The organism is Ruegeria atlantica (genome assembly GCF_013033965.1).
In the GTDB taxonomy this organism is placed as follows: domain Bacteria; phylum Pseudomonadota; class Alphaproteobacteria; order Rhodobacterales; family Rhodobacteraceae; genus Ruegeria; species Ruegeria atlantica_D.
This window is the reverse complement of record NZ_WQFE01000009.1, coordinates 189,354-213,831: the sequence shown is the minus strand read 5'-3', so window position 1 is coordinate 213,831 and position 24,478 is coordinate 189,354. Positions and strand designations below refer to the sequence as shown.

Below are 24,478 nucleotides of genomic sequence, written 5' to 3'. Positions count from 1 at the left end.
GAAGGCGGCCGCACCGTCGGCGCCGGCGTTGTCTCGAAAATCATCGAGTAAGGCGGCTTTGCCAATACTCAAAGAAAGGGCGTCCCAAGGGGCGCCCTTTTTTGTTCCAACGGAAAAACACTAAATAGGATTGCCGCACGCCAGCAACACTAGGAGGAGTCACTTCTAGTGCTGATTTACCTTAAGTTGTTCCCGCAGCATTTTGTGGTTACAAATATTTTTACATTACTCGCATCAAGCAAAGGATACCGCGATGATACGGTTCGCAATTGCGATTCTATTGATGAGCTCTGCAGCAGCAATGGCAGGTACAAAAGACAACAAATTGACAATCGATCATCGGGCCGATGGATTTAAGGGAAAAGCTGGTGCGGGTTGGACGAATGAGGACTTACAAAAAAATGCCTTTGGTGCCCTTTGTTCTGGCGGATTGAAAGTTGCCGATCTTCAAATCCAGCGAAACAAAAAAGGTGTCGCGAAATTTACCGGGAAGTGTGTTCCACAGTAGTCTGCTACGGGGGCTCAACAATTTTTTCAGAATCGAAGGCCTCTCCTGAATGGAGAGGCTTTTTTTGTGGCGCAACAGCACGCCTGCATATCCATGCGGGATGGAATACTTGAATACGATTTTACTCGTAAGCAGCGTCCACGATAAATTCCACCTTCAGCTCGGGGCGTGCCAGCTTAGCTTCCCCGCAGGCGCGGGCCGGTGCGTGGCCATTGGGAACCCAGGCATTCCAGACCTCGTTCAATCCGGCAAAGTCCTTCATGTCGGCCAGCCAGATCGTTACACGCAGCATATTTTCGCGTGATGACCCGGCTTTTACGAGCAGAGCATCAATTTTCTCCAGGCAAATCCGCACTTGCTCCTGAATTGTCTCACCCTCGGCAACTTGCCCGGTCAGGTAGGCAACGCCATTGTGTTTAACGATTTTAGAGGACCGTTCACCGGTATCGATGCGTTCAATCATAGGGGCTTTCTCGTTTTTGATATTTGATAGGGTCGTTCTTGGCCACAATCTGTTCGTTATGGCAAACGGAAACCGTTTGAATGGGCTTCAGAGAAACTTAACACGACGGATCAATCGAGTTCCCGGAGCGCGCATTTGACGCCGGCATCGTCGATGCCATCTCTAAAGCCATCTGATAGTTAATTCTGCAGGCTTGCAGAGGGCCGATGCTTTGCCGTGAAAGCGAAATTTGCCCAGTTGGCCTGTAATTTGAGGCATGCGGTTCAAAGAGCCTAGATTTAAGATCTACCCGAAGGCTTGACGTTAAGGAACCCGGACATGGGCACTGGAAGACCTGAGTTCGGGACTGGTTCGGCACACAGTTGGTTTATCTGACAGTTTTGACCATGGCGGCCTTTTTCTTTTCACAATTGTCAGTATTCTGACCTCGGACTTTCAAATTTTCGGTAGCATGATCAAATCGTTAACTAAATTGACCGGGATGTCCCTGGCAACAGTGATCGCTATAGCTGGAGTGGGATTCGCTAAGCCTCTGCTGACGAACTCACAAGAAACCTATGTCTCTGCCTGTCTGGGGCAGGATGATACGCCAGAGCGTATCATTGAAATCTGCCAGCGCGGGTTGGGCGAGGTCGGCGCGTCTGATCGTCAGCGCATTGAAATGTTAGATAAGCTGGCATGGGCCTATTATGATCTCGATGATATGGATCAGGCCGATGATGCGTTTGCCGAAATTCTGGCCTTGAACCCCAATGCCGAGCCCGGTCTGCAGGGGCGGGCGTGGGTGCATTACAATCGCGATGAGTATACGGCCGCGGTCGAGTTGTTTCGGCAAGCCGTATCGCGCAAACCCAATGCCCAAAACATAGCCGGTCTGGCCGCCAGTGCGCGTCGGTCCGGTGAGATGGATTTTGCGGAATTCGAAGAAATGATGCAAACTTCGCTAGCCCTGAGCCCGGAATACACGTGGGCGATGCGGGAGCTGGCGTGGGTGCTGTCGGATCACAACGGGCAAGACGAAGCAATGAAGCTGTTCCGATCAGCCCGCGATCTGGATCCATATGACCCTTATGCGGAATACGGTATCGCCTTTCTTTTGTCCGAACAGAACGATTGGGAGGCCTCGTTTGATCACATAAGCCGGGCATTGGAGTTGAAGCCGGATTTTGTGTCTGCAATTTCGCGCAGGTCTCTTATTCTGCTGATGCTGGATCGCCCCAAGCAGGCGTTGAAAGATGCCGAAGCGGTGATCCAGACCAAGCCTGACGATGCGGATGGTTATGTGCGAAAGGCGCGGGCTTTGTCGGAGTTAGGCCAAAGATCGCAGGCGCATGATGTGCTGGAGCAGGCCGAAAAGCTGATAGGTCCGGACAATTACCTGCTTTACTGGCGGGCCAGCCTGTTGGCGGACGACCTTGATTATGAAGCCGCTCTTTTTCACATTCGCCGCAGTGTCGCACTTGAAGGGGCCGACCGATTTGACCATCGCCTGCACGCGGAAATAGCATTGTGGCTGGGTTATACGGATGAAGCGCGTGATGCAATTGATCAAGCGCTCTCGCTCAATCCCGATGGAGAGTTCGAGCAGTATACAAATGCGCTGGTGATGCTGGGTGAAGACAGGTTTGATGCAGCCGAAAACGCATTCGATTCCGCCATTTCAGCCGGCCTGCACGAGGACTACCTTGGCGACTTTCTGACAGAATTGGTGGCCGAAGGGCGGTTCATGCAAGCGATCAAAATGCGCGCTCGATATGGGGGCCGCCAGTCGGCAAATGCAAATGACGCGCAGCGTTCGAACTAGCGCGCCAGTTTGATTGCGGTAAGTCTACGAAATCGCAGAGTCCGCTGCGTTGCGCACAGCTTGGATATTGGCCCCGTAAACATCCGGGTTTTCGACCGAGCCACCCTTGAACACGGCTGACCCTGCGACCAGTACGTCCGCACCCGCTGCCGCCACCAGGGGGGCGGTTTTGGGGTCAACGCCACCGTCGATCTCGATATGGATAGGACGATCTCCGATCATCGATCGCAGCTTGCGAACCTTGCTGGTCATGTCGATAAATTTCTGGCCGCCAAAGCCGGGGTTCACCGTCATGACGCACACCAGATCGGTCAGGTCCAGCAGGTGTTCAACCGCGTCGGCCGGAGTGCCGGGGTTTAGCGCTACGCCCGCCTTCATACCAGCGGCACGGATTGCTTGCAGCGTGCGGTGGGTGTGCGGCCCGGCCTCGATATGTGCGGTCAGGATATCGGCCCCGGCATCCGCGTAGGCCTGAATGTAAGGATCGACCGGTGTGATCATCAGATGCACATCCATGACCGTTTTGACATGTGGACGGAACGCTTTGACTGCAGGCGGGCCAAAAGTCAGGTTTGGCACGAAATGGCCATCCATCACGTCGACATGGACCCAATCAGCCCCCTGGGCTTCGATGGCCTGAATCTCGGCGCCGAAATTGGCGAAATCGGCGGACAGGATCGACGGGGCGATCTTGATGCTGCGGTCAAAGCTCATGCGAGGCCTCATATGAATAGCGTGTTGGCAATGCGTATAGCGGCGATACGCGTCGATGGGTAGGCCCGTCATTCCGCGGGGCGTTTACAGAACTTTCATTCGGTCGGCACACCGCCGTTGAACCCCATCTGTAGCTGGCTGCCAATTCGCCAACTTCGCAAGTTTCACCCGAATCGGGCATGATACTTGGATTGGGAAAGCGGCAGGTATCAAGGCCGAGGTGGCCTAATCGTCGTTGAGGGTCAGAGTGACCCGATCCCCGGCAAACACAGTTCGCCCGAATTCAACGGGCATACCATTCGGATCTGCGTTTACACCAACGGAATAAAGGACCGGTGCTCCCTCGGTCAGATTCAGGTGGAGGGCCTGCGTTGCCGTCGCCGCGCGCGCAGTCAGGCGCGTCGAAATACGGGTGTAATCCTCAATACCGCAGTGCCGCAAAGCCTTCGTGACAGACTCTGTTTCGGACAGCGCCTCAAGAATGCGGGGCAGTCGGTCTGCAGGAAAGACACTTTGGAACAGCGCGATCGGCTGTCCGTCCGCCAAGGACAGCCCGTCATATACGTGCACCTGATCGCCTGCTGCGATCTCCAAGGCTTCAGCTTCGGTTTCATCTGCGGCGCGCGTTGTGAGGGTCAGGATGTTTTTCCCGGGAATCTTACCGCTGGCCGAGATGCTCTTGTGGTATCGGACGCGCCTTCCGATGGCATAATCAGTTGGGCGGGCCGTCACAAAGACACCAGCGCCGCGGCGGGCGTGCACCAGACCTTGTTCCGCCAGATCCGACAGTGCGCGCCGCACCGTGTGGCGGTTAACCCCGTGTTTTGCTGCCAGCTGTGCCTCAGTCGGCAGGCGGTCGCCGGTGTCGTATCGGCCCTCTGAAATGTCTGATGTCAGATTCAGCGCGATGCTTTTCCAGACGGGTGTTTTTCTCATGCAATCTAAACTTCACAGGGTTGCGGATTGTCAGCCACGACGGTGTAATGTATTATTTGTCTAGTTGTATAGTTCATGTGGACAACTTGGCCAAGAGGCTTTGATGACAAATCAAGCAAATCACTCGAATGCGCCGCGGCAGGCCTGGATGGGCCTTTTGGCGCGCGCTCCTGAGGGGGTTTTGATGGCGCTTTGGGGCGGATACGAAGCTCGCCCAGCGTTTGAGTGGCTGCGTCGCCCCGAGGTGGGTGGGGTCATGGTGCGCGGGCGTGCGGGTAGTGTCGGCGCTTCGTTCAACCTTGGCGAAATGACCGTCACGCGGTGTTCCTTGATGTTGGAGGACGGGACAGTCGGGCATGGGTACGTGCAGGGTCGGTCCAAGCCCAAGGCCGAGGTGGCAGCGTTGATTGATGCGATGATGCAGACCTCGGCCGCGGGTGCGGTTCATGAGCAGGTGATCGCACCGCTCAAAGATCACGTGCAGGCCGCCAAAGCAGATCGCGCGGCCAAAGCTGCGGCGACAAAGGTCGAGTTTTTCACATTGGTCCGGGGAGAAAATTCGTGACAGAACAGCCCCAGTATTCCGGCGGATTTCAGAATGCACCTATCCAGGCCGCGCGTGCGTTCCGCGCTGCCATGACCGTAATGGCCCGGCCCGGCGAAATCCGTGAACTGAACGGCAGTCGCCCGCCAGACCCCCTGTCTATTGCAGCTGGAACGCTGTTGCTGACTCTGTGTGATCCCGAGACAAAGGTGCACCTGGCTGGTGCGGTCAACACCGATGCGGCGCGCGAGTGGCTGACCTTTCACACCGGCGCACCCCTTGCGCAGGCGGCTGATGCAGATTTCGCCGTCGGGCGCTGGGCCGAGCTGGGGTCATTGGGCACATACCGTATCGGCACCGCTGAATACCCGGATCGGTCCGCCACATTGATTGTAGAATGTGACGAGTTGCAACAGGCCGGTGCCGAGCTAAGCGGCCCAGGGATCAAAGGCACGGCTCAGCTTTTCTTGCCGGATGTTCCGGCGTTGCAGGCCAATGCGGCCTTGTACCCGCTTGGATGCGACTTCTTTTTCACCAGCGGTGACCGGGTGGCGGCCTTGCCGCGCAGTACCCGGATCAGCATGGAGACCTAAGCCATGTATGTCGCAGTCAAGGGTGGCGAAAAGGCAATCGAAAACGCACATGCCTGGTTGGCGGAAGAAAGGCGCGGTGCAACGGACATAGCCGAGCTGAGTATTGCGCAAATCCGCGAGCAGCTGAGTCTGGCGGTCAATCGGGTGATGGCCGAGGGATCTTTGTACGATCCTGATTTAGCGGCATTGGCTATCAAACAGGCGCGCGGCGATTTGATCGAGGCGGTTTTTCTGATCCGGGCTTATCGGACAACTCTGCCGCGATTTGGTTATTCGAACCCGATTGCGACAGGTGAAATGGCATGTGATCGCCGGATCTCGGCCACGTTCAAGGATGCGCCGGGCGGACAGGTGCTGGGGCCAACCTTTGATTGCACGCACCGTTTGTTGGACTTCAAACTGGCCGCCGAAGGTGAGGTCTTGGCAGCGCCCACGGCGCACCCTCGTACTGGGGCGACACCGCATATCACAGAATTTCTTAAGGGTGAGGATATCATTCAGGATGAACCTGCCAGTGACGCAACTCCGGGTGATCTGACACGCGAACCGATGGAGTTTCCGTCGACCCGCCCCCTGCGTCTGCAATCACTGACCCGAGGGGATGAGGGGTTTGTGCTGGGCATGGCCTATTCCACTCAACGCGGGTATGCCCGCAATCACGCTTTCGTCGGCGAGCTGCGGATTGGCAAGGTCGTGGTCGAAATGGACATTCCGGAACTGGGCTTTGCCATCGACATCGGCGAAATTGAAGTGACCGAATGCGAGACTGTAAACCAGTTCAAGGGCTCCAAGACCGAACCGCCGCAATTCACCCGCGGTTACGGACTGGTCTTTGGTCAGTCCGAGCGGAAATCCATTGCGATGGCTTTGGTGGATCGCGCCCTGCGCTGGGAAGAGTTGGGCGAAGACAATCTGGGCGCCCCCGCGCAGGACGAGGAATTTGTTCTCAGCCATGCGGACAATGTTCAGGCAACCGGGTTCCTGGAACATATCAAGCTGCCGCATTACGTGGACTTCCAGTCCGAATTGGAACTGGTCCGCAAACTGCGTCGGGAAGCGGAAGAGAGAAACGCATCGCAGGAGGCCGAGCCGAGTGAAAGGGGGCCTTTATGAGTTGGATCGCGCCAGCATCTCGGCATCGGCGAACCAGGCAGATGAATTCCCAGTCGCTTCTTACGGGCGTCGCAGATTGCTACCGGACGGCGAGTCCGTACGCGCACCAACCGATTTCCACACGCCCTTTGGATCTCGCTTTTGTGCACGGCGACGTCGCTTTGCATGACGAGAGTGAAAGAAAAGATACAGCAATAGCGCCAATAACAGTGCGCCCAATAAAAGAACGTCCACAAAAACACCAAAAACAAAGTGATACTTCAAAATGAATGAGTATAACTTCGCATATTTGGACGAACAAACCAAGCGAATGATCCGTCGCGCCATTTTAAAGGGGCTGGCTGTGCCCGGGTATCAGGTCCCATTTGCCAGCCGTGAAATGCCGATGCCGTACGGATGGGGCACAGGCGGCGTGCAGGTTTCGGCCGCGACATTGACGCCCAAGGACACGTTAAAAGTGATTGACCAAGGCGCTGATGACACCACCAACGCGGTGTCGATCCGCAAGTTTTTTGAGAATACGGCAGGTGTGGAGACGACCGAGGAAACCGAGAAGGCCACTGTCATCCAAACCCGTCACCGCATCCCCGAGGCGAAGCTGCGCGAGGATCAGATTATTGTTTATCAGGTGCCAATTCCGGAACCGCTGCGCTTTCTGGAACCACGCGAAACCGAGACGCGAAAGATGCACAGCCTTGAGGAATACGGGCTGATGCATGTGAAGTTGTACGAGGACATCAGCCAGCATGGCGCGATCTCGACCGCCTATGCCTATCCGGTGTATGTGTCGGATCGTTATGTGATGGATCCATCCCCGATCCCCAAGTTTGACAACCCAAAACTTGAGATGGACGCGATCCAGCTATTTGGTGCTGGGCGTGAACAGCGGATTTATGCAATTCCGCCGCATACCAAGGTCGTGAGCCTGGATTTCGAGGACTACCCATTCGAGGCCACCAAGGCCGAACACTGCTGTGACCTTTGCGGGGCCGAGGACAGCTATCTGGACGAAGTGATCATGGATGATGCAGGCAACCGAATGTTTGTTTGCTCGGACACGGATTATTGCCGGTCACGCCGCGAGGCGGGCCATATGGGCCGACTGGCCGGGGAGAATGCGGCATGAACCCCTTGTTGCAGGTGAAAGGCATCGAGAAACGATACGGCGCGCGGATTGGTTGTAGGGATGTCAGTTTTGATCTCTACCCCAGCGAGGTGATGGGGATCGTGGGCGAAAGTGGCTCGGGCAAGTCAACCCTCCTGAACTGCATGGCCGGTCACCTGCAGCCAGATGCGGGGCAGGTGATCTTTGACACACGTGCTGATGGTCCGGTGGATACGGTCACCATGTCCGAACCGGAACGTCGAATGCTCAGCCGGACGGACTGGGCCTTTGTGCATCAGCATGCGCGCGATGGCTTGCGGGTGACGATTAGTGCAGGCGGTAATATCGGTGAACGTCTAATGGCGGTGGGGGAGCGTCACTATGGCGCTATCCGGGGCCGTGCGATTGACTGGCTGGGGCGGGTTGAGATTGACGAAACCCGTGTGGATGACCGTCCCTCGGCCTTTTCTGGCGGTATGCAGCAGCGGTTGCAGATCGCTCGTAATCTGGTCACAGGGCCGCGGCTGGTGTTCATGGACGAACCCACGGGTGGGCTGGATGTTTCCGTTCAGGCCCGGCTGTTGGACCTTTTGCGCGGATTGGTGCGTGAAATGGGGCTGAGCGCCGTCATCGTCACTCATGATCTGGCCGTTGTGCGCCTGCTGGCGGATCGGTTGATGGTGATGAAGGACGGTCATGTGGTCGAGGCCGGGCTAACGGATCAAGTTCTGGACGATCCGCAACACGCCTACACGCAGTTGCTGGTCTCAAGTGTTCTACAGGTTTGAAGGTGGAGACGATGATTGAACTCAAAGACGTCAGCAAATGCTTCACACTGCACAATCAGGGCGGCGCCGTTATTCCCGTGTTGCAGGGTGCTTCGCTGAATGTGGCTGCGGGTGAGTGCGTCGCTCTGACCGGTGCCTCGGGCGTTGGAAAATCCACGCTGATGCGCGTGATCTACGGAAATTATCTGACGGCTTCCGGGCAGGTCTTGGTGGGCGGGCTGGATGTTGCCAAGGCCGAACCGAGGGAGATTTTGGCACTGCGTCGTGAAACGATTGGTTATGTCAGTCAATTCTTGCGGGTCGTGCCACGGGTGCCGACCCTTGAAGTGGTGGCCGAACCGTTGTTGGCCGTCGGGTGCGACAGGCAGGCTGCGCTGGATAAGGCGGCAGAAATGCTGGCACGGCTGAACATTCCAGAGAGGTTGTGGAGCCTGAGCCCAACGACGTTTTCGGGTGGTGAACAACAGCGGGTCAATATCGCACGCGGATTTGCGCATCCGTACCCCGCGATGCTGCTGGATGAGCCAACGGCCTCTCTGGATCCGCATAACCGCGAAACCGTGCTGTCCTTGATCGAAAGAGCCAAAGCACACGGCGCGGCGATCGTTGGTATTTTCCACGATATCGAAGCGCGAAACCGGATCTGTGATCGTGAAATCGACGTGTCCGAGTTTACTCCCGGAATGGCCGCATGAACGCTGCACCGATCATCGCGGTTGTGGGCCCGTCAGGTGTGGGCAAGGATAGCGTGATGCGGGCGCTGACCGCTCAGTCGCCTGGTATTCAACAGGTTCGCCGGGTCATTACCCGCCCCGAGGGTGAAGAAGGCGAAGAATTCGACCGGGTGTCGGTTGAAGTCTTCGAGCTGATGGCGCTGGATGGCGCCTTTGCATTGCACTGGGAGGCGCATGGGCTGCAGTATGGCATTCCCGTGGGTATCGAAGGGCAGCGGCAAGCCGTGGATGCGCTTTTGGTCAATCTGTCCCGTTCCGTTCTTTTGCAGGCGCAGGAGGTTTTTGAGGATCTGACCGTGATCTCTCTGACCGCGGATCCCGTAGTGCTGGCACAGCGCCTGTCCGCGCGAGGACGGGAAAGCACGTCTGATCAGGTACGCCGTCTGAAACGGGCTGACGTTCCCTTGCCGGATGGGCTGATCCGTGTGATCGATGTCGATAACTCTGGGTCGTTGGAGGCGACCATCGATACGATCCTTTCGGCGCTTCAGCTGGAAAGGGCGTAGCGATGGATCAGATGAAAGCGACCGTCCTCAGTCTCGCCCACAAGCGCCACGTCCCCGATCTGAAACGGTACGGGCAACAGTGGGACAAGTTGTTCCTGCAACATCGCCTGAACAGTTTTCAGCGTCGGCTTGTCCAGCTTGCCGCTGAGAGTGATGTGAAAGCGGAACGTATCCATCACGTAAGGATAGCCCCAGTTCAGCAGGTTGGCGTCCTGTTCCGGGGTCAACCCCGAGGCGCGCCTGCGTTCCAGTTCAGCCGTGGGCGCGGGGGCGCGGAATTTGTCCAGCTCGCGGACACAGGCTGCAGCCAGCGCGTTCAGCGCGCCGGTGTCACCTACCGGGCGCAGGGCCAGAAATCGACCAAACCGGGCGATTTCGAGCCCGTCCAGAGTGACCGACGGTTGCGTTTCAGCCAATCGTTGGCAAGCCGCTTGCAGATCGGTCAGAGATTGCCCGTCACTCAAACGAAACGGCGGCTTCATCGTCGCGTGAAGGCCGTATTTTCGCGGGACATCAGTCACGGCCGCGACGTCCACGCCGTCTATGACAGGATGTGCGACCTCGGCCCCGGCCTCCATGTCCCAGCCCAACCACCGGGTCGCAAATCTCGTCCAATCGGCCTGTGCCGGCGGCGCAAAATAGATCGCGTATCGCGTGAATGTCACGTTGGCCTCCTGTGTGTGGCCTTCCCAGTCGCTAAAACGTTGTGAAGTTCAGATGACAGAAGAAATGATACTTGCCAATGCCACACTTGTTCTTCCCGATGAGACGGTTACCGGCAGCATTCGGATTGTTGGGGGCACGATTGTGGACGTCGCGACCGGCCCGGCAGTTCCAGTCGGAGCGACGGATTGCAAAGGCGACTATGTAAGTCCGGGTCTGGTTGAGCTTCACACAGATAATCTTGAGCGTCATATTCAACCGCGCCCCAAGGTCGACTGGCCTCATGCTGCGGCGATCCTGGCCCATGACGCCGAACTGGCCAGCACCGGGATCACCACAGTGTTCGACGCTTTGCGCATTGGTTCCATCCCGTCCGGACAACGCTATGTCAGATACGCGCGCGGTTTGTGGCGCGAGCTGTGGCAGTTGCGGGAACAGGATGCGCTGAAGATCAGCCATTTTCTGCATTTGCGTGCCGAGGTCTGCTCGGAAACCCTGGCCGAGGAGCTGGCCGAATTCGGGCCGGAAGACCGCGTAGGCCTGGTCTCACTCATGGATCACACGCCCGGACAACGACAGTTCCGCGATATGTCCAAGCTTGAAACATATCTGAAAGGAAAGCTGGGGCTTGAAGGTGATGGTTTCATGCAACACGTGGCCGATCTGAAGGCGATGCGAGACCGATATGGTGATCGGCATGAGGTTGAGACGGTTCAGGCGGCCAAACGTTTTGGGGCAATGCTGGCCAGTCATGATGACACGACCGAGGAACAGGTGCGCGTATCGGCCGGTCACGGGATTACCCTCGCCGAGTTTCCGACCACGGTTGAGGCAGCCCGGTCCTGTCATGACCACGGTATCAAGGTGATGATGGGTGCACCGAACGTTATCAGGGGTGCGTCACATTCCGGTAATGTGGCTGCCCAGGATCTGGCCGAGCTGGGCCACCTGGACATCCTGTCCTCGGATTATGTGCCGTCCGCCTTGTTGCTGTCCGCCGCGCGGCTGGGTGAGATATGGGGTGATTTCGCCTGTGGTCTGAGAACCGTAACCAAAACACCGGCAGGAGTCGTTGGGCTGGATGATCGTGGTGAGTTACGGGCCGGTGCCCGCGCGGACGTCATCCGGTTCCGGATGCGCGACGGCACTCCTGCGTTGAATGGCGTCTGGTCACGCGGGCGGCGCGTGGCTTGATCAAGCCCGGTAGAACAAATAGCGGTCCGGCGCGATGGTCTCCGGGCCGCTGATTTGTTGAAAGCCAACAAGCGGTTGGCCCGAGATCAGCAGGCCTCCAGGCAGCATCACCTGCGCGACCAAAGGGCTGAGGCGCGCGGCTTCGGCAACGTCTTCTTCCTTGACGCCGCGCCCGAAATCATAGTGTGCCAGCGTAATTTTCGGCCCGCCTTCCGCGAGCTTTTTTAGCATGGGTTCAGCCTCGCCCTGTAGAAAATCCTCGGCCGGAGGTGTGCTGGAAGGATGACATTGCAGCACACGGTCCATGACCCAGATTCTCCGGTCCGGTAGAATTTCCCGCAAGTGGTCATAGGTACGCCCGTTTCCAAGACCCATGTCCAACACGTCGCCCGCCATGTCTGAGATCTGGTCGACCGCCCAATTCAGACCATCGCGTTGTGCGGTCAGGCGGCGCAGCATGGAATCCAGTCGGCTCATTCAGATCTCCGTTTTCAGTCGGCGTGGCGGGCAGACCAGACAAAACCCGGCCCGTCCAGCAGCCGGTTCAGCAGGTCGCTGGTGAATGCCCAGATGTCCTCATCATGAACAAGATGGTGGGTCAAGATGCCAAACGGCTCGGCGTTGTCAGCTTGGGTTTCGCGGCGGTCTTGCAACAGCTGCGCCGTTTTGGCGACCAACATCTCAGGGTCAGCCAGTCCGCGCGATCCGTGCCAGTCGATCGGGTCAAGATGCGTGTTGATCTGGTCCAGTCCCGGTGCTGCCTGTGCGCTGGACCGTGGCGTAGCGGTCGACAGGATGCGAAACCCTGCGGAGTGCAACTCTTGTACGACCTCAGGCGCAATGCGGTTCCATGGCGGCACAAACATCGGGCAAAGCTGATCCCCGAACAACGCGCCCATGCGCGAGATGCCGGAGCGGATATCCTGAGTGATTTCGGCCATGGGCCGATGCAGGCGGAACTCCGATTTCTTTTCGCCTGAAGGGGCGTGATTCTGATGCGCCCAACCATGCACGACCGGGATCAGGTTTGGATGGGCAGCTACATATTCGACCAGCACGTCTTCGGCATCGAGGGGGATGATGGCCAGATGAACGGGCATCCCGAGTTGGTCGGACATCGCGGTCAGCCGGCCGAGTTGCGGCGTCGTGGAAACAGCATCATCGTCACGCCACCAAAGAGGCAAGGTTAGCCCTTGCTGTTGCCAGATATCCAGCTCATCCGTCAAACTGCGCCAGTCAACATTCATCTGCGGCGCTCCAAAAGCTCCTTGGCGATGCGCACGGACTGTGCCGCACCATCGAACCCTTGATCCGAAACCGATCGCGGCCCGGATGAAATCACGCGGCCCACGGCCTCGGCCAGCAGATCACCGTTCATGGTTTTGCTCGGGATTACTTCTATGGCAGGCATTTCCGCAAGTGTGCGTGCGCGCAGGCTCTGTTCGACCTCATTTCCATCATCGAACGGGATGAATACGGCAGGGGTTCCGGTTTGCAGAATATCCAGTGCGGTGTTGTAGCCGCACATACTGACCGAGGCCGCTGCGTGGGGCAGCATCTGCCGAAAATCGGGCCGCACCGGCTCCACCGTGACCGGGGCATCCCCCACGCGCTTTCGCAGCTCTTCAATGCGCGCTTTGGCATCCTGCCCGCCCACCAACAGGCGCCAGTGCCTGTTGGGCATCTTTCGGGCGGCCTCGATGGCCGCGCGAAAGATCGGTTGCCCGACCGGACCGCCACCTGCGCTGACCAGCACTTCTCCCTGGCCGATTGCATCCTTGTGCGGTGCAGGGGGTGGTGGAGCTACGAAACCCGTGTAAAACAGGCGTCCCTCCAGCCGTTCGGATACAGGCCAACTGACGTTCAATGGCACCACGCTCTGGTCCGAATGGACAAGGACGCCGTCGTAATGTTCTGCGATGATCTGTTCTGCCCGCTCCGCCTTTGAGGGTTTCGAGGGCGGCGCCAGAATGTCGCGGACTGACCCAAGAGTAACCGGGCGCGGGCGCATCTCGCGGGCTGCCTCCAGCGCGGCCAAAAATTCGCCTGCCAAGGACCGGCGACCAAACGGATACAGCTCGGTGATCATAACATCGGGTGCAAAGCTGCGAACAGCTTCAACCAGAGCGGCCGAGCGTGCCGCCATGTATCCCTCATCCGCGACAGTGCCATCCTGGGTCAAAAGACGTGTGAAATCAGTGCCGTCTGAGCGCAAGGGTGGCAGGCCCAGGAGTGTCATTCCGGTGGTGTCCAACTGCGGGGCAGGCATCCCTCCAGAGACAACAAAGGTCTCGTGACCATTCGCAACAAAAGCTCGGCCCAGCGTCAAAGCGCGGCTCAGGTGCCCGGTGCCCAACAAGTGGGTGACAACAATCAAGACTTTCATTCACAGGCATCCCGCCGGAGCAGCCGAACCGGCTCGGGTTCCGGCTGAAAACTATCCAGATCAATGACATAAAGTCGGTTGCGCTTGATCTTGAAGGGGGCATCGCCGTCGAAACCCCATCCCCAGGCCGAGGCCAGAATGACCCGCATAATACCGATGTGACACACGGCGACAGTGTCGCCTTGCAACCCGTCCAGCCAGGGCTGTAATCGCGCCCGGACATCCGCCGGGCTTTCGCCGTTTGGCGGGCGATAGTCCCACCCCCAATCCTCGATATGGCGATAGCCGCTGTCGGGGTCCGCAATAAGTTCAACGCCACGCTGGCCTTCCCAATCGCCCCAGTTCATCTCGGTCAGCGCATCGGACACCATAGGCTCTCTCCCCGCGACCAACCTGGCGGTTTCGCTGGCGCGATGCAGCGGGCTGGACCAGAGCGTGGCCCTGGCCCACTGCCCGGGCAGTTCGTATCCGGCCAGCTCGGCGCGTGCGTCATCGTCCAGGGGAATGTCGCTACGGCCCTGGATTCGACCTGCACGGTTCCAATGGGTGTGGCCGTGGCGTAAAAGAGAAAGTCGGCTCATGCAGTGCCTCCGATCAAGGGTCGTGCAGCCTGCCAGAACCGTTCGGTTGCTGCGGGCATCAGGTGGCGCTTGGACGTATATTCCCGGGCTGTCGTACCAAGCGAACGGCGTAGGGCCGGGTCGCCAAGCAGTGTCCGTAATCTGGTGGCAAGGCCTTCGGGTCCTGCATCGACTGCAGGATAATCAGCCGGGGCCAGCACGTCACGAACGCCGGGCCTGTCCTGTGCAACCACCGGCACTCCGCTGGCCTGTGCTTCCAGATAGATCATGCCATAAGCCTCGTTAACGCCGGGCCACGCAACGATCGACGCGCTTGCATACGCCGTTTGAACGGAGTCACGGTCCAGTTGCCCCAGAAACCGAACTTTCGACCCAAATGGCGCCATCAGTGTTTCGACATCACTCCGCGCGGGTCCGTCCCCTGCGACGTCCAATGCCCAATCCCCGGTCAGATGTGACAGAGCCTGCGCCAGCAGTTGGTACGAAGCCAGTTTGTCGCCATGCCGCATCATCCCAACCGCCAGCATAGGCCCATCACAGGTGGACGCAGGTGGCAACTTTGTGATCGGCAAAAATGGTGGCAGCTCGACCAGACGCTGTTTTCCGTATTTTTCACGCTCCAGCGTGATCAGATCGTTGGCCGTGTGGTAGAAAATGACATCCGCCGCGTCGCATGCGTCATGTGCGGCTTGCGCGAAATCAGACCAGGGCCCGTGTAACCGGCTGGTCGCGCGGGTGCTTTCCAGTTGCAGATAGGGGATGCCTCGGGCAGCGCACACTTTGGGTCCCAACAGATCGGGGGCCTTGTAGTAGTTGTGATAGGTCACCCACAAACCCGTGTCCGAGGGCAAGTCAGTGACCAGCCGCCGGGCTTCGGCATCGGCATAAGTGTGCAGACGCTGCTGCATCTCCGCGTTTCCTGTTTTGTCATAAATACGCAGGTCTGAGACGAGAATGACCTCATCTCCTTGCGCCCCGATCGCCTTGATAAGATTGCGGGCCATTTCCCTGTCACCCGAAGGCACCGGGCTGTCCGGTGACTTCATCGGTGAGAAAAAGGCGACGCGAGCCATCAGTCTTTAGTCGCGCCCAGAGCGCTTAGCCGTTTGGACAACAGGGCAATGCCGGGGTCCATGCGGAATTCGGCAATCAGGCGTGAACGAGCAGCAGCTGCCATGGATGCAGTACCCTCAGGAGCGGCTGCCATTTTGGTGATCGCGGCAGCAAGCGCGGCCGGGTGATCGTCCGATAAAATGCCATGAGTCCCGGTTTCGATGAACTCCGGAATGGCAGAGACCGGCGTCGACAGGATCGGCAACAGCTGGGACGCAGCCTCCATCAGGACATTTGGCAACCCGTCGCGATCGCCGTCAGCCGCGATCCGGCTGGGCAGCACAAAAAGATCAGATGTCCGCATGGCCGCGATGACCTCGGGTTGGTCACAGGCCCCCTTCCATGTGATCCGGTCCGAGATCCCTAGGGCCTCAGCCCTTTCGCGCAGGTCATCGCCAAGTGTACCGCCGCCAATATGCGTCCAATGCCAGCCCAGCGAACTCGGCAGCATGGCAAAGGAATCTATCAGACGATCAAAGCCCTTTTTTTCGACCAGACGGCCGACCGAGAGCATGTGAAACGGCCCATCCGGCGTGCGCACCACTCGCGTCGGCGGGTCAGGAAATCGATTCAGATCCAGACCGTGGTAGATCAGATCAACCCGCGCGGGATCGTCCGCCAGACTGCGCAGATGCTCGGCTCCGATGGCTGTACACGTCGCGCCGAAAGCTGCGCCATGCGTGCTTGCCTGCAATTTCTCGGCCTTTTCCCAGTCGGGTGAGGTCCAGATGTCCTTGGCATGCGCCGAAAAGCTCCAGGGTACGTTGCGCATGATGGCAGCGTAGCGTGCGACCGACGAAGGCGTATGCATGAAATGCGCATACATCACCTGCGTTTCCGCGGGCAGTTCGGCAGCCAGAACGCAGGCCTGGCCGAACCGTCGGATACGATTATGTGTCAGGTCGCGACGCAGATCAGAGCGCCAGACCTTGTAAGCTTTGGCATAGCCGGGCAGCGTACCTGCGATGTGGCGGGCGGCCCAGACACGATCCGGTTCTTCATACAGATACTCGGGCAGGTAGTGGACCTGTCCCTTGAACCGGTCGTGCAACGGGTGACGCTTGATGTCGGTCGGGTGGCGCAGGGACCAGATGTCGAACCGGTGGCCAGCATCCTGCAGTGCCACAAGCTCCTGCGCTATAAACGTCTCGGACAGGCGCGGCCATCCTTTGACCAGCACCGCGAGCTTAGGTTTTTCTGAAGTCATCCGGTGGCTCGTTCCCGTTCCCCACCAAGCAGCGCGTCCACACGGCTTGTGACATAGTCCAAACCGTCAAGCAGACCTTCGCGGATTGCCTGGGACGGCAACGGTTGCTGGGGCAAGTTACGGATAGCCTCGATCATTGCGTCCGCCGTCAATCCATCGCGGTTTTCATCCAGCATTCTTACAAGCCCCAGATCTTCGGCCTGTGAGGCGCGGATCCATTGTTCCAAACGCGGTGTCGTACGGGGAACGATGACAGCGCGCTTGTCGAACGAGAGCACCTCGCAGAACGTATTGTACCCGCCCATACAGACCACACCAGCGGCCCCGGCAAACAGCGTCTCGATCTGGGATTCAAAGCCAACGGCAGTAACCCGGCCGTTCAGCGCGGCCACACGGGTTTCAAATTCTTCCCGCAACTCACCCGACAGGAATGGGCCATAGACCAAGACCGCGCGCGGCGACAGGTTGGGGTCTTTTTCATAGGCTGACAAAACCTGGTTCACCATGGCTTTGCCGTCACCGCCGCCGCCTGGGGTAATCAGGATGTAAGGCTGTTCAGGTGGATCGCCGACCGGGCCCAGATCGCGGCGCAGGTAGCCAGTCCAATGGATCCGCGATTGCGCGGCGGGGCTGAGGGGCAGGCCCTTGGTCGGGTCGTAGATCGACCGCAGCCCGTAGACCCAGATTTCATCGTAAAACGTCTCGGTCGCCGCAATGGCGTCTTTACGCTCCCACTCGGCGGCCAGTACTTCGGGTTCGTCCAAAACATCTCGGAGGCCAAGGACCATTTTGGTGCGGCGGGACCGCAGCAGCTTTTCCATGGTGGGCAGCAGCTCACTGCGGAAGCCGGTCGGCTCTTTGTCAACGATCAGCACATCGGGATCGAATTGCTGAACCGCTGTCTGGATCAGACCAGATCGAAGCTCGGTCACTTCCTCAATTCCCATGCCAATCGTTCGGGATGCGTAAGACCCATCGGCGCGTTTGGTTACACCTGGTAAACGCACATGATCGACGCGGCGCGGAAAAGTGAACCGCCCTGCCACGGGTGAACCAGTGAGGATCAAGGCTGATGCCAAAGGGTCGGCCTGCGTAATGGCACTTGCCAATGCACGAGACCTGCGCAAGTGGCCCAACCCGAACGTATCGTGGCTGTAGAACAAGATGCGCGGCGCACGGCCGGTTGTATCGTTTTGTCTTCCTAGGCTCATGCCCTTGCCCAATTCAGTGTTTTGGTGCAACTCCGCGCGCTTGCACCCGTAACGTATATATTTTTTCCAGCCATGTGCAAAATCAACGGTGCCACGGGTCGCTTCCGCCGTTTGCTGATTTTGACCTTGGGTTTCGCATCTGCGCCCTGTTCTACATCAAGTTTTCTGCTCATCGTCGCGATGACTGCGTCTGGTCGGTCATATTCAGTTTTTCCAAGGTTGCAAACACTTCTATTCATACCATGGTGCCGGGAACACGGCTTGACACGATGTTGAGAACGCGGGGGTTGATTATTTGAACCCGTCAGCAGGCTCCGATAACCTGTGTCCCGAAAGAGGAATTGGAAAAACACCCGATGACACGAACATTGCTGACCGGATTAACGCTTTTAATCTGGTCCCTTACTCTGACACTGGTCACCGGAGCTGTCGCACAGACTTCTCTTATACCGGGGTATCCCTCAGCCGGGGGCAGCAGCACGGAAACAACCAGCGACAGCGATTTGGCCGAGGCGATCCGATCCGCGACCGAAGCCGGGGCCAGTGTGATCGTTATCGACAGCGCCGGGCAGATCGTATCCTCGGGCGAGCAAAGCGGTGTCGCGCCTGAGACCGCAGCCGGGGACCATATGGCCGACGGCTCGCAGCTTATGAAGGCGCAAGAGCGGTTTTCCAAGTTCCGCGACTCGATGAATTCGCGGCTCGAAGCGTTGCCCTATTCAATATTCGAGGTGCAATACGTTCTGCGCCAGACCAGCCCTGATGGCCGAATACAGACCTATGTCGAGGTTCTGTTCTGGAACGTTCTGTTCCTCCTGATCGGACGCTGGTTGTCGATTGAGATATACGGCAAGCGCATCGCCAAGGGCTTTGTGGTGGCACGGTCCAAGGAAGATCCGCAAGGCTATCGCGAAAAGATGCCGTTTTTGGTCTTCCGTTTCCTGATGGGAATAGGGGCCACGATATTTGCGATGCTGATGGCGCTGATTGTCGGTTTTGTGTTTTTTGGCGAGGCCGAAGACATCTCGATCCAGTTCACGGTCACGGCCATTTTCACGGCGTTCTTCCTGTCGCGTACGGTGTCAGACCTTTGGCGTATGGTTCTATCACCGTATCTGAGCCAATACCGCCTTCCGCCATTCTCGGACAAAGATGCCAAACGCCTGTACATCTGGGCGTCGGCGCTGGCGACTTACGACATTACCGTTGTGCTTTTTGCGACTTGGGTGGCAGACTTCGGGCTGAACTATAACGTCTATGCCATGGTCTATGGCAGTCTGACCATGTTGGGCGCAGTCGGCAATGTCCTGATGATCCTGTTCAACGCCCGTGCCATTTCGAACGCAATTCGCGGCGGGCGGACACCGGATCAGGTGTCGTGGATTCTGCGCTTGATCTCGTTCGCATGGGCGCCGGTGTTGATCCTGTACATGGTGTTCAGCTGGTTCAAGCTGGCTGTTGACTTAGTGCTTGAAAATCAAAACTCGATCCCGATTGTGGCAAGCAGCTATGCCATTTTCATGTCGGTCGTGATTGCCTATGGGGCGATGAATTATCTGTTGGAGCGGTATTTCAATCGCAACCGTCAGCTTGAAGAGTTGAATGTCGATGCCGACGAGGTGGATGCAGAGGTTGAAGTGATCGAGACGCCGCAGGCCGAGATGCGCAAGCATTCGATCCTGACCTACGAAGATCTGGCGCGACGGGTCGCCGGTATTCTGGCCTTTGTTGTCGGGCTGTATGCCTTGGTTGTTATCTGGAATCCGGACGCCAGCTGGAGCGAGGATCTGCCGATCGAGCGGGCTCTGGATGTGATGGTGATCCTCTTCATGGGCTATGTCCTGTTCCATTTCTTCCGCATCTGGATCGACTCGAAGATCGCGCAGGAGATTGACGACGGCGGCGGTCAGGCAGAATTGGGCGATGAAGGCGGAGAAGGTGGACAAAGTCGCCTTGCGACTCTGTTGCCGCTTTTCCGGGGTGCCATTTTGGCTGTCGTCGTTGTGACGATTGCGCTGATTGCCCTGATGGAGTTGGGCATCAATGTCAGTCCGTTGTTCGCGGGTGCCGGTGTTGTTGGTCTGGCGGTGGGCTTTGGGTCACAGACATTGGTCCGCGATATCTTTTCGGGGGCGTTCTTCCTTATGGATGACGCGTTCCGCAAGGGTGAATATATCGACATCGGTGACGTTAAGGGAACGGTCGAAAAGATCTCGGTCCGGTCATTCCAACTGCGTCACCACTTGGGTGCGCTGAACACCATTCCCTTTGGCGAGATCAAGGTCCTGACTAACTACTCCCGCGATTGGGTCATCATGAAGCTGCCGCTGCGGGTGACCTATGACACAGACGTCGAGAAGGTTCGCAAGCTGATCAAGAAGCTGGGTCAGCAGTTGCTGAGCGATCCGGTGATCGGCGACAACTTTATCCAACCGCTGAAGTCGCAAGGGGTGATCGAAATGCAGGACTCTGCGATGATCATTCGGGTCAAGTTCATGACCAAGCCGGGCGATCAATGGCTGGTGCGCAAGAAAGTCTATCAGGACATCCGCGAATTGTTTGCACGTGAAGGCATCAAGTTCGCGCACCGTGAAGTCACCGTACGGTTGGCCGAAGGCAAGGAGCCGGAAGATCTGACGCCGAAGCAGCGAGAAGCCGTCACTGGTGCGGTGCAGGCTGCGATTGACGAGGACTATCTGGACGATATCGGCCCGGGCGGCGATGATCGCTAAGGGGCGGGCCGGGCCGCGCGTTCCGCGCGGCGGTTGGATCAGGTGATGGCTGAGGGCCAGACCGGTGTCGAAGTTCCCAGTTTCGGTGCAGGCCGGTCCCAGGACATCTTGGCAGTACCGACTGTCAAAGCGGAGTTCAGGCGGTGGCCGGGACCCCAACCGGTTTCCTCCGGCGTTTGGTTGTGATCCGACGGGTTGGCGCCAGAAATCACTTCTTTTGTGTCGGACTTGCCGAGAATGGCCAGCAATTCGGCCGTACGTGCCAACGAGAGCTGGCCCAGCATGATCGAGTTGCCCGAGGCTGCCTCGGCCAGGGCGGACAGTACGGCGGCAGCCATCAGATACCCGGTTGCATGATCCAGTGCCTGGACCGGCAACGGCGTCGGTTTGTCTGTATTCGCCCAGTTACGGCCCGCGTCCGCGATGCCCGCGCTCATCTGAACAAGGCTGTCGAACCCGCGCCGCGCGGCCCACGGGCCTTGCCAGCCGTAAGCGTCCAGAGAGACTTCGACCCGGTTTGGGGCCAATTCGTCGCGCTTGGCTCGGGTCAGACCGAGGGCATCCAACGCGCCGGGGCGATATCCATGGACGAACACATCCGCCTGAGACAGCAGTTCTTGCAGCTTTTCCAAACCGGATGGCGATTTCAGGTCGAGGTAGGTGCAGGACTTGCCCAACGAGATGTCAGGTATGACGCCAGGTTCATCCCAGCCGGGCGGGTCGACGCGCAGAACTTCGGCACCAAAACCCGCGAGAGTGCGCGTTGAGACTGGCCCAGCCAAAACACGTGTCAGGTCGAGAACACGCAGCCCGGCCAACGGGCGGTCAGCCGTGGCCTCGGGTCGGTCACGCAGGGTGATCTGGCGTGGGCTTTGCCAACCGATCAGCGGGTCGCGGGACACTGCGCGACCTTGTGGGTGATCCAACCACTCCGCCCGGCTGCGCATGGCCGCGGAAACGCCACCTTGGGCTACGATTGCCGATTCCAACTCGCTGGCGGACCATGTCCGCACTGCCTGAGAAACAGCATCCCGATCTGCTTTGACTTCAAGCACTACGAGTGCCGCCGCCCGGTGGCGAGGCAGGTTTGTATGCAGCCTGATCCACCCGTCCGCAGTTTGGTAATCGCCGGCGACCGCATCCCAGAGGCTAGGCATTTCCCAACCGCTGGGTTTGAAGGAATACCTATACCAAAGCGAGGCCAGCCGGTGATCAACAGTCACCTCCGGGGCAATTGCAGACAGGTTCAGGGCTGTCGCTAGGCGCGCCAATTCCTGACCCACGGCACCAAAGGTCGCCGTCGCCAACTCTGACACCGCATAAACGCTGGACCAGGCACCGGCGCCCGATGTGCGGTATCCGTCTGTCGCAGGTAGGGCGGAAATCAAGCTCATTGCTGATATGGATCCAGACTGTCACGCAGCCCGTCACCCAGGAAATTGAAGGCTAGCACGACAACGATGATCGGCAGCATCGGGATCGCCGTCCAGGGGTAGATCTCGATCGAAGCCAGGTTCTGCGCGTCGTTCAACATTACCCCCCAACTGACTGCGGGTGCCCGCAGGCCAAGGCCCAGGAAGCTAAGCGCGGTTTCCCCAAGGATCATGGCCGGAATTGACAATGTTGCCGAGGCAATCAGGTGAGACATGAAGTTCGGCAACAGGTGCTTGCGGATCACCCGGCCCGAGCTTGCGCCCATCATCTCGGCGGCGCGGACGTATTCCTCTTCCCTGAGGGACAGGAATTTGGCGCGGACCGAACGCGCCAAGCCGGGCCAGTCGAGAATCCCTAGAATAATCGAGATGATGAAGAACACCGCGACCGGGCTCCAGTTCGAGGGCACAGCAGCCGAAAGGGCAAGCCAGAGCGGCAGTTCAGGCAGCGAACGCAAGACCTCGATCACGCGGTTGATGACCCAATCGATCTTGCCGCCGAAGTATCCAGCCATCGATCCAAAGAGGATCCCAAGGAAGAACGACACCGAAATACCGATCAGGCCGACCGTCAAAGAAAGCTGCGCGCCGTACAGAATGCGGCTGAACACATCGCGGCCCAGACGATCCGAACCCCAAAGGAATAGGGTTGCGCCCTCGGGCGCGCAGAACAGGTGGGTGTCGGACTTGATAAACCCGGCAAGCTTGTACTCGGCCCCCTCGCAGAAAAAGCGGATGGGGCGAGGGTCTTCGGTGTCGGGTACGAATTTCCATTGAAAGGTTTCAAGATCGGCTTCGGCAACGATTGGATAGACGTGCGGGCCGATGAAGCTGCCATCGTGGAACCAGTTGATGCTTTGCGGCGGGGCATAGAGGTGTTCGCCGTTCCGCTCATTCGGACCATAAGGCGCAATGAACCCTGCGAATGGCAGCATCAGGTAACAGAACAACAGGAAGATGCCGGAAATCAGGCCCAGCTTGTGGGTCCTGAATTTGCGCCAGACCAGAACCCAGTTGGGGGCATCCAGATCGGCGCGCTCCAGCTGCTGCAGGGCGGCATCGGGGTCGAAAGGGGCGTCGTCGACAAAGCGACCGTCAGTGTGTTTGGTCACGCGTCACGCCCCTCATATCGAATGCGCGGGTCCAACATGACCAGCAGGATGTCAGAGATCATGGTGCCGATCAGGGTCAGCAGAGCCACGAACATCAGAATGAACGCGGACAGGAACTGATCCTGCGTTTTCAGCGCCGTCAGCAGTGTCGGGCCGATGGTCTGCAAACCAAGCACGACCGACACCAGAACCGAGCCGGAGACCATCGACGGCAGAAGGTTTCCGATATCCGCCACAAAGGGGTTGAAGGCCACCCGCAGCGGGTATTTTGTCAGCATCCGTGACGGGGCCATGCCTTTGGCAATGGCCGTTTCCACATAGGGTTTGCCCAGTTCATCCAGCATATTCGCGCGCAGGCGCTGCATCATGGCTGACGCGCCAGAAGTGCCAATAACAAAGGTCGGCACGATCAGGTGGACAAGAATGGATTTCAACTTTTCCCAGCTCATCGGTTGGCCTTCGAACGACGGGTCCATCAGGCCACCAATGGGCAGATTGAAATAGCGATGACCGTAGTAGAACAGGATCAGCGCCAGCAGAAAGTTGGGCGTTGCCAGACCGAGGTAACCTACGAAGGCCGAAGTATAGTCGATCCAGGTCCTGGACTTTGCCGCGGCAAGGACGCCCAGCGGCAGAGCCACGGCATAGACGAACAGGATAGCGGCCAGGTTGACCACAACCGTTAGCCATAGTGTATCGCCCACAATCTCGGCCACCGGGCGGTCGAATTCAAAGGACCAGCCGTAGTTGCCTTGCAAAAGACCTTCGAACCCGTGCGGACCGGGCCAGAAGCCCATCCATATCAGGTATTGTTCCCAAATTGGCCGATCCAGCGCGTATTCCGCGCGTAAAAACTCTGCCTTGGCAACACCAGCGGATTGACCCGAGGCCTGCAATTCAGCGATCTGATTGCTCAGGTAGTCGCCGGGCGGAAGGTTGATGATCACGAAGATCAGAACCGACACCACCAGCAAAGTCAGCAGCATCGTGAAAAAGCGATACACCGCATAGCGCAGCATGACCATTTAGCTGCTCCTG

25 protein-coding genes are annotated in these 24,478 nt (G+C 58.3%); 11 read left to right on the top strand and 14 right to left on the bottom strand.

What is annotated here, in order from left to right:
* Positions 1-253: 253 nt before the first annotated feature.
* Positions 254-508, top strand: a complete 255-nt coding sequence (locus tag GOW16_RS16525) for a hypothetical protein (RefSeq protein ID WP_170416993.1) — start codon at positions 254-256, stop codon at positions 506-508.
* 121 nt (positions 509-629) lie between these two features.
* Here GOW16_RS16525 and GOW16_RS16520 read toward each other — a convergent pair whose 3' ends face one another.
* Positions 630-971: a RidA family protein gene (locus GOW16_RS16520; protein WP_170416991.1), complete on the bottom strand. Its 342-nt coding sequence runs from the start codon at positions 969-971 to the stop codon at positions 630-632.
* A 481-nt stretch (positions 972-1,452) separates the two neighbouring features.
* Here GOW16_RS16520 and GOW16_RS16515 point away from each other — a divergent pair, with 481 nt between their 5' ends.
* Positions 1,453-2,775, top strand: a complete 1,323-nt coding sequence (locus tag GOW16_RS16515) for a tetratricopeptide repeat protein (protein ID WP_170416989.1) — start codon at positions 1,453-1,455, stop codon at positions 2,773-2,775.
* A gap of 24 nt (positions 2,776-2,799) precedes the next feature.
* Here GOW16_RS16515 and rpe read toward each other — a convergent pair whose 3' ends face one another.
* Together rpe and phnF are read right to left on the bottom strand one after the other, a co-directional pair.
* A complete protein-coding gene (rpe, locus tag GOW16_RS16510; protein WP_170416987.1) occupies positions 2,800-3,489 on the bottom strand; it encodes a ribulose-phosphate 3-epimerase in 690 nt (229 codons plus the stop codon).
* Positions 3,490-3,714: 225 nt separating this feature from the next.
* Positions 3,715-4,425 carry a phosphonate metabolism transcriptional regulator PhnF gene (gene phnF, locus GOW16_RS16505; protein ID WP_170416985.1) on the bottom strand — a complete coding sequence of 237 codons (711 nt, stop codon included), beginning with the start codon at positions 4,423-4,425 and terminating at the stop codon, positions 3,715-3,717.
* A 103-nt stretch (positions 4,426-4,528) separates the two neighbouring features.
* On the opposite strand from phnF, the gene phnG reads away from it, so the two are divergent.
* The 7 genes from phnG (at position 4,529) to GOW16_RS16470 (ending at position 9,808) form a co-directional block, all read left to right on the top strand.
* Positions 4,529-4,990 carry a phosphonate C-P lyase system protein PhnG gene (gene phnG, locus GOW16_RS16500; RefSeq protein ID WP_170416983.1) on the top strand — a complete coding sequence of 154 codons (462 nt, stop codon included), beginning with the start codon at positions 4,529-4,531 and terminating at the stop codon, positions 4,988-4,990.
* A complete protein-coding gene (gene phnH, locus GOW16_RS16495) occupies positions 4,987-5,562 on the top strand; it encodes a phosphonate C-P lyase system protein PhnH (RefSeq protein WP_170416981.1) in 576 nt (191 codons plus the stop codon). Before phnG ends, phnH begins: the two co-directional genes overlap by 4 nt.
* A 3-nt stretch (positions 5,563-5,565) precedes the next feature.
* Complete coding sequence (locus GOW16_RS16490) at positions 5,566-6,675, top strand: carbon-phosphorus lyase complex subunit PhnI (RefSeq protein WP_170416979.1); 1,110 nt, start codon at positions 5,566-5,568, stop codon at positions 6,673-6,675.
* Positions 6,676-6,940: 265 nt separating this feature from the next.
* Positions 6,941-7,801 carry an alpha-D-ribose 1-methylphosphonate 5-phosphate C-P-lyase PhnJ gene (locus GOW16_RS16485; protein ID WP_170416977.1) on the top strand — a complete coding sequence of 287 codons (861 nt, stop codon included), beginning with the start codon at positions 6,941-6,943 and terminating at the stop codon, positions 7,799-7,801.
* Positions 7,798-8,568, top strand: a complete 771-nt coding sequence (phnK, locus tag GOW16_RS16480) for a phosphonate C-P lyase system protein PhnK (protein ID WP_170416975.1) — start codon at positions 7,798-7,800, stop codon at positions 8,566-8,568. The genes GOW16_RS16485 and phnK overlap by 4 nt, the downstream gene beginning before the upstream one ends.
* Positions 8,569-8,579: 11 nt before the next feature.
* The gene (gene phnL, locus GOW16_RS16475; RefSeq protein WP_170416973.1) at positions 8,580-9,263 is read left to right on the top strand and encodes a phosphonate C-P lyase system protein PhnL; all 684 of its coding nucleotides are present in this window, start codon (positions 8,580-8,582) and stop codon (positions 9,261-9,263) included.
* Positions 9,260-9,808, top strand: a complete 549-nt coding sequence (locus GOW16_RS16470) for a phosphonate metabolism protein/1,5-bisphosphokinase (PRPP-forming) PhnN (RefSeq protein ID WP_170416971.1) — start codon at positions 9,260-9,262, stop codon at positions 9,806-9,808. Before phnL ends, GOW16_RS16470 begins: the two co-directional genes overlap by 4 nt.
* Here GOW16_RS16470 and GOW16_RS16465 read toward each other — a convergent pair.
* Entirely contained in the window at positions 9,790-10,473 is a 684-nt protein-coding gene (locus GOW16_RS16465; protein ID WP_170416969.1) for a DUF1045 domain-containing protein, read from the bottom strand. The genes GOW16_RS16470 and GOW16_RS16465 overlap by 19 nt on opposite strands.
* A gap of 52 nt (positions 10,474-10,525) precedes the next feature.
* Here GOW16_RS16465 and GOW16_RS16460 point away from each other — a divergent pair, with 52 nt between their 5' ends.
* Positions 10,526-11,665 (top strand): alpha-D-ribose 1-methylphosphonate 5-triphosphate diphosphatase, encoded by a 1,140-nt coding sequence (locus GOW16_RS16460; RefSeq protein ID WP_170416967.1) that lies wholly within the window; start codon positions 10,526-10,528, stop codon positions 11,663-11,665.
* On the opposite strand, the gene GOW16_RS16455 is transcribed toward GOW16_RS16460, so the two are convergent.
* The 7 genes from GOW16_RS16455 to GOW16_RS16425 are packed head-to-tail and all read right to left on the bottom strand — an operon-like array spanning position 11,666 to position 18,163.
* Positions 11,666-12,142: a class I SAM-dependent methyltransferase gene (locus GOW16_RS16455; protein WP_170416965.1), complete on the bottom strand. Its 477-nt coding sequence runs from the start codon at positions 12,140-12,142 to the stop codon at positions 11,666-11,668.
* A 14-nt stretch (positions 12,143-12,156) separates the two neighbouring features.
* Positions 12,157-12,912 carry a polysaccharide deacetylase family protein gene (locus GOW16_RS16450; RefSeq protein WP_170416963.1) on the bottom strand — a complete coding sequence of 252 codons (756 nt, stop codon included), beginning with the start codon at positions 12,910-12,912 and terminating at the stop codon, positions 12,157-12,159.
* On the bottom strand, positions 12,909-14,051 hold the full coding sequence (locus tag GOW16_RS16445; protein WP_170416961.1) for a glycosyltransferase family protein: 1,143 nt from the start codon (positions 14,049-14,051) through the stop codon (positions 12,909-12,911). Before GOW16_RS16445 ends, GOW16_RS16450 begins: the two co-directional genes overlap by 4 nt.
* Entirely contained in the window at positions 14,048-14,632 is a 585-nt protein-coding gene (locus tag GOW16_RS16440) for a histidine phosphatase family protein (protein ID WP_170416959.1), read from the bottom strand. The genes GOW16_RS16445 and GOW16_RS16440 overlap by 4 nt, the downstream gene beginning before the upstream one ends.
* The gene (locus GOW16_RS16435; RefSeq protein ID WP_170416957.1) at positions 14,629-15,705 is read right to left on the bottom strand and encodes a glycosyltransferase family 4 protein; all 1,077 of its coding nucleotides are present in this window, start codon (positions 15,703-15,705) and stop codon (positions 14,629-14,631) included. Before GOW16_RS16435 ends, GOW16_RS16440 begins: the two co-directional genes overlap by 4 nt.
* On the bottom strand, positions 15,705-16,952 hold the full coding sequence (locus GOW16_RS16430; protein ID WP_170416955.1) for a glycosyltransferase: 1,248 nt from the start codon (positions 16,950-16,952) through the stop codon (positions 15,705-15,707). The genes GOW16_RS16435 and GOW16_RS16430 overlap by 1 nt, the downstream gene beginning before the upstream one ends.
* Positions 16,949-18,163, bottom strand: a complete 1,215-nt coding sequence (locus tag GOW16_RS16425; protein WP_170416953.1) for a glycosyltransferase family protein — start codon at positions 18,161-18,163, stop codon at positions 16,949-16,951. Before GOW16_RS16425 ends, GOW16_RS16430 begins: the two co-directional genes overlap by 4 nt.
* Positions 18,164-18,519: 356 nt before the next feature.
* Here GOW16_RS16425 and GOW16_RS16420 point away from each other — a divergent pair, with 356 nt between their 5' ends.
* Positions 18,520-20,895 (top strand): mechanosensitive ion channel domain-containing protein, encoded by a 2,376-nt coding sequence (locus GOW16_RS16420; protein WP_170416951.1) that lies wholly within the window; start codon positions 18,520-18,522, stop codon positions 20,893-20,895.
* A 38-nt stretch (positions 20,896-20,933) separates the two neighbouring features.
* On the opposite strand, the gene GOW16_RS16415 is transcribed toward GOW16_RS16420, so the two are convergent.
* Genes GOW16_RS16415 through GOW16_RS16405 form a run of 3 tightly spaced genes read right to left on the bottom strand, consistent with a single transcriptional unit; the run spans position 20,934 to position 24,465 of the window.
* Complete coding sequence (locus GOW16_RS16415; protein ID WP_170416949.1) at positions 20,934-22,289, bottom strand: CoA transferase; 1,356 nt, start codon at positions 22,287-22,289, stop codon at positions 20,934-20,936.
* Positions 22,286-23,440 (bottom strand): ABC transporter permease, encoded by a 1,155-nt coding sequence (locus tag GOW16_RS16410; protein WP_170416947.1) that lies wholly within the window; start codon positions 23,438-23,440, stop codon positions 22,286-22,288. Before GOW16_RS16410 ends, GOW16_RS16415 begins: the two co-directional genes overlap by 4 nt.
* Positions 23,437-24,465: an ABC transporter permease gene (locus GOW16_RS16405; RefSeq protein ID WP_170416945.1), complete on the bottom strand. Its 1,029-nt coding sequence runs from the start codon at positions 24,463-24,465 to the stop codon at positions 23,437-23,439. Before GOW16_RS16405 ends, GOW16_RS16410 begins: the two co-directional genes overlap by 4 nt.
* Positions 24,466-24,478 lie beyond the last annotated feature (13 nt).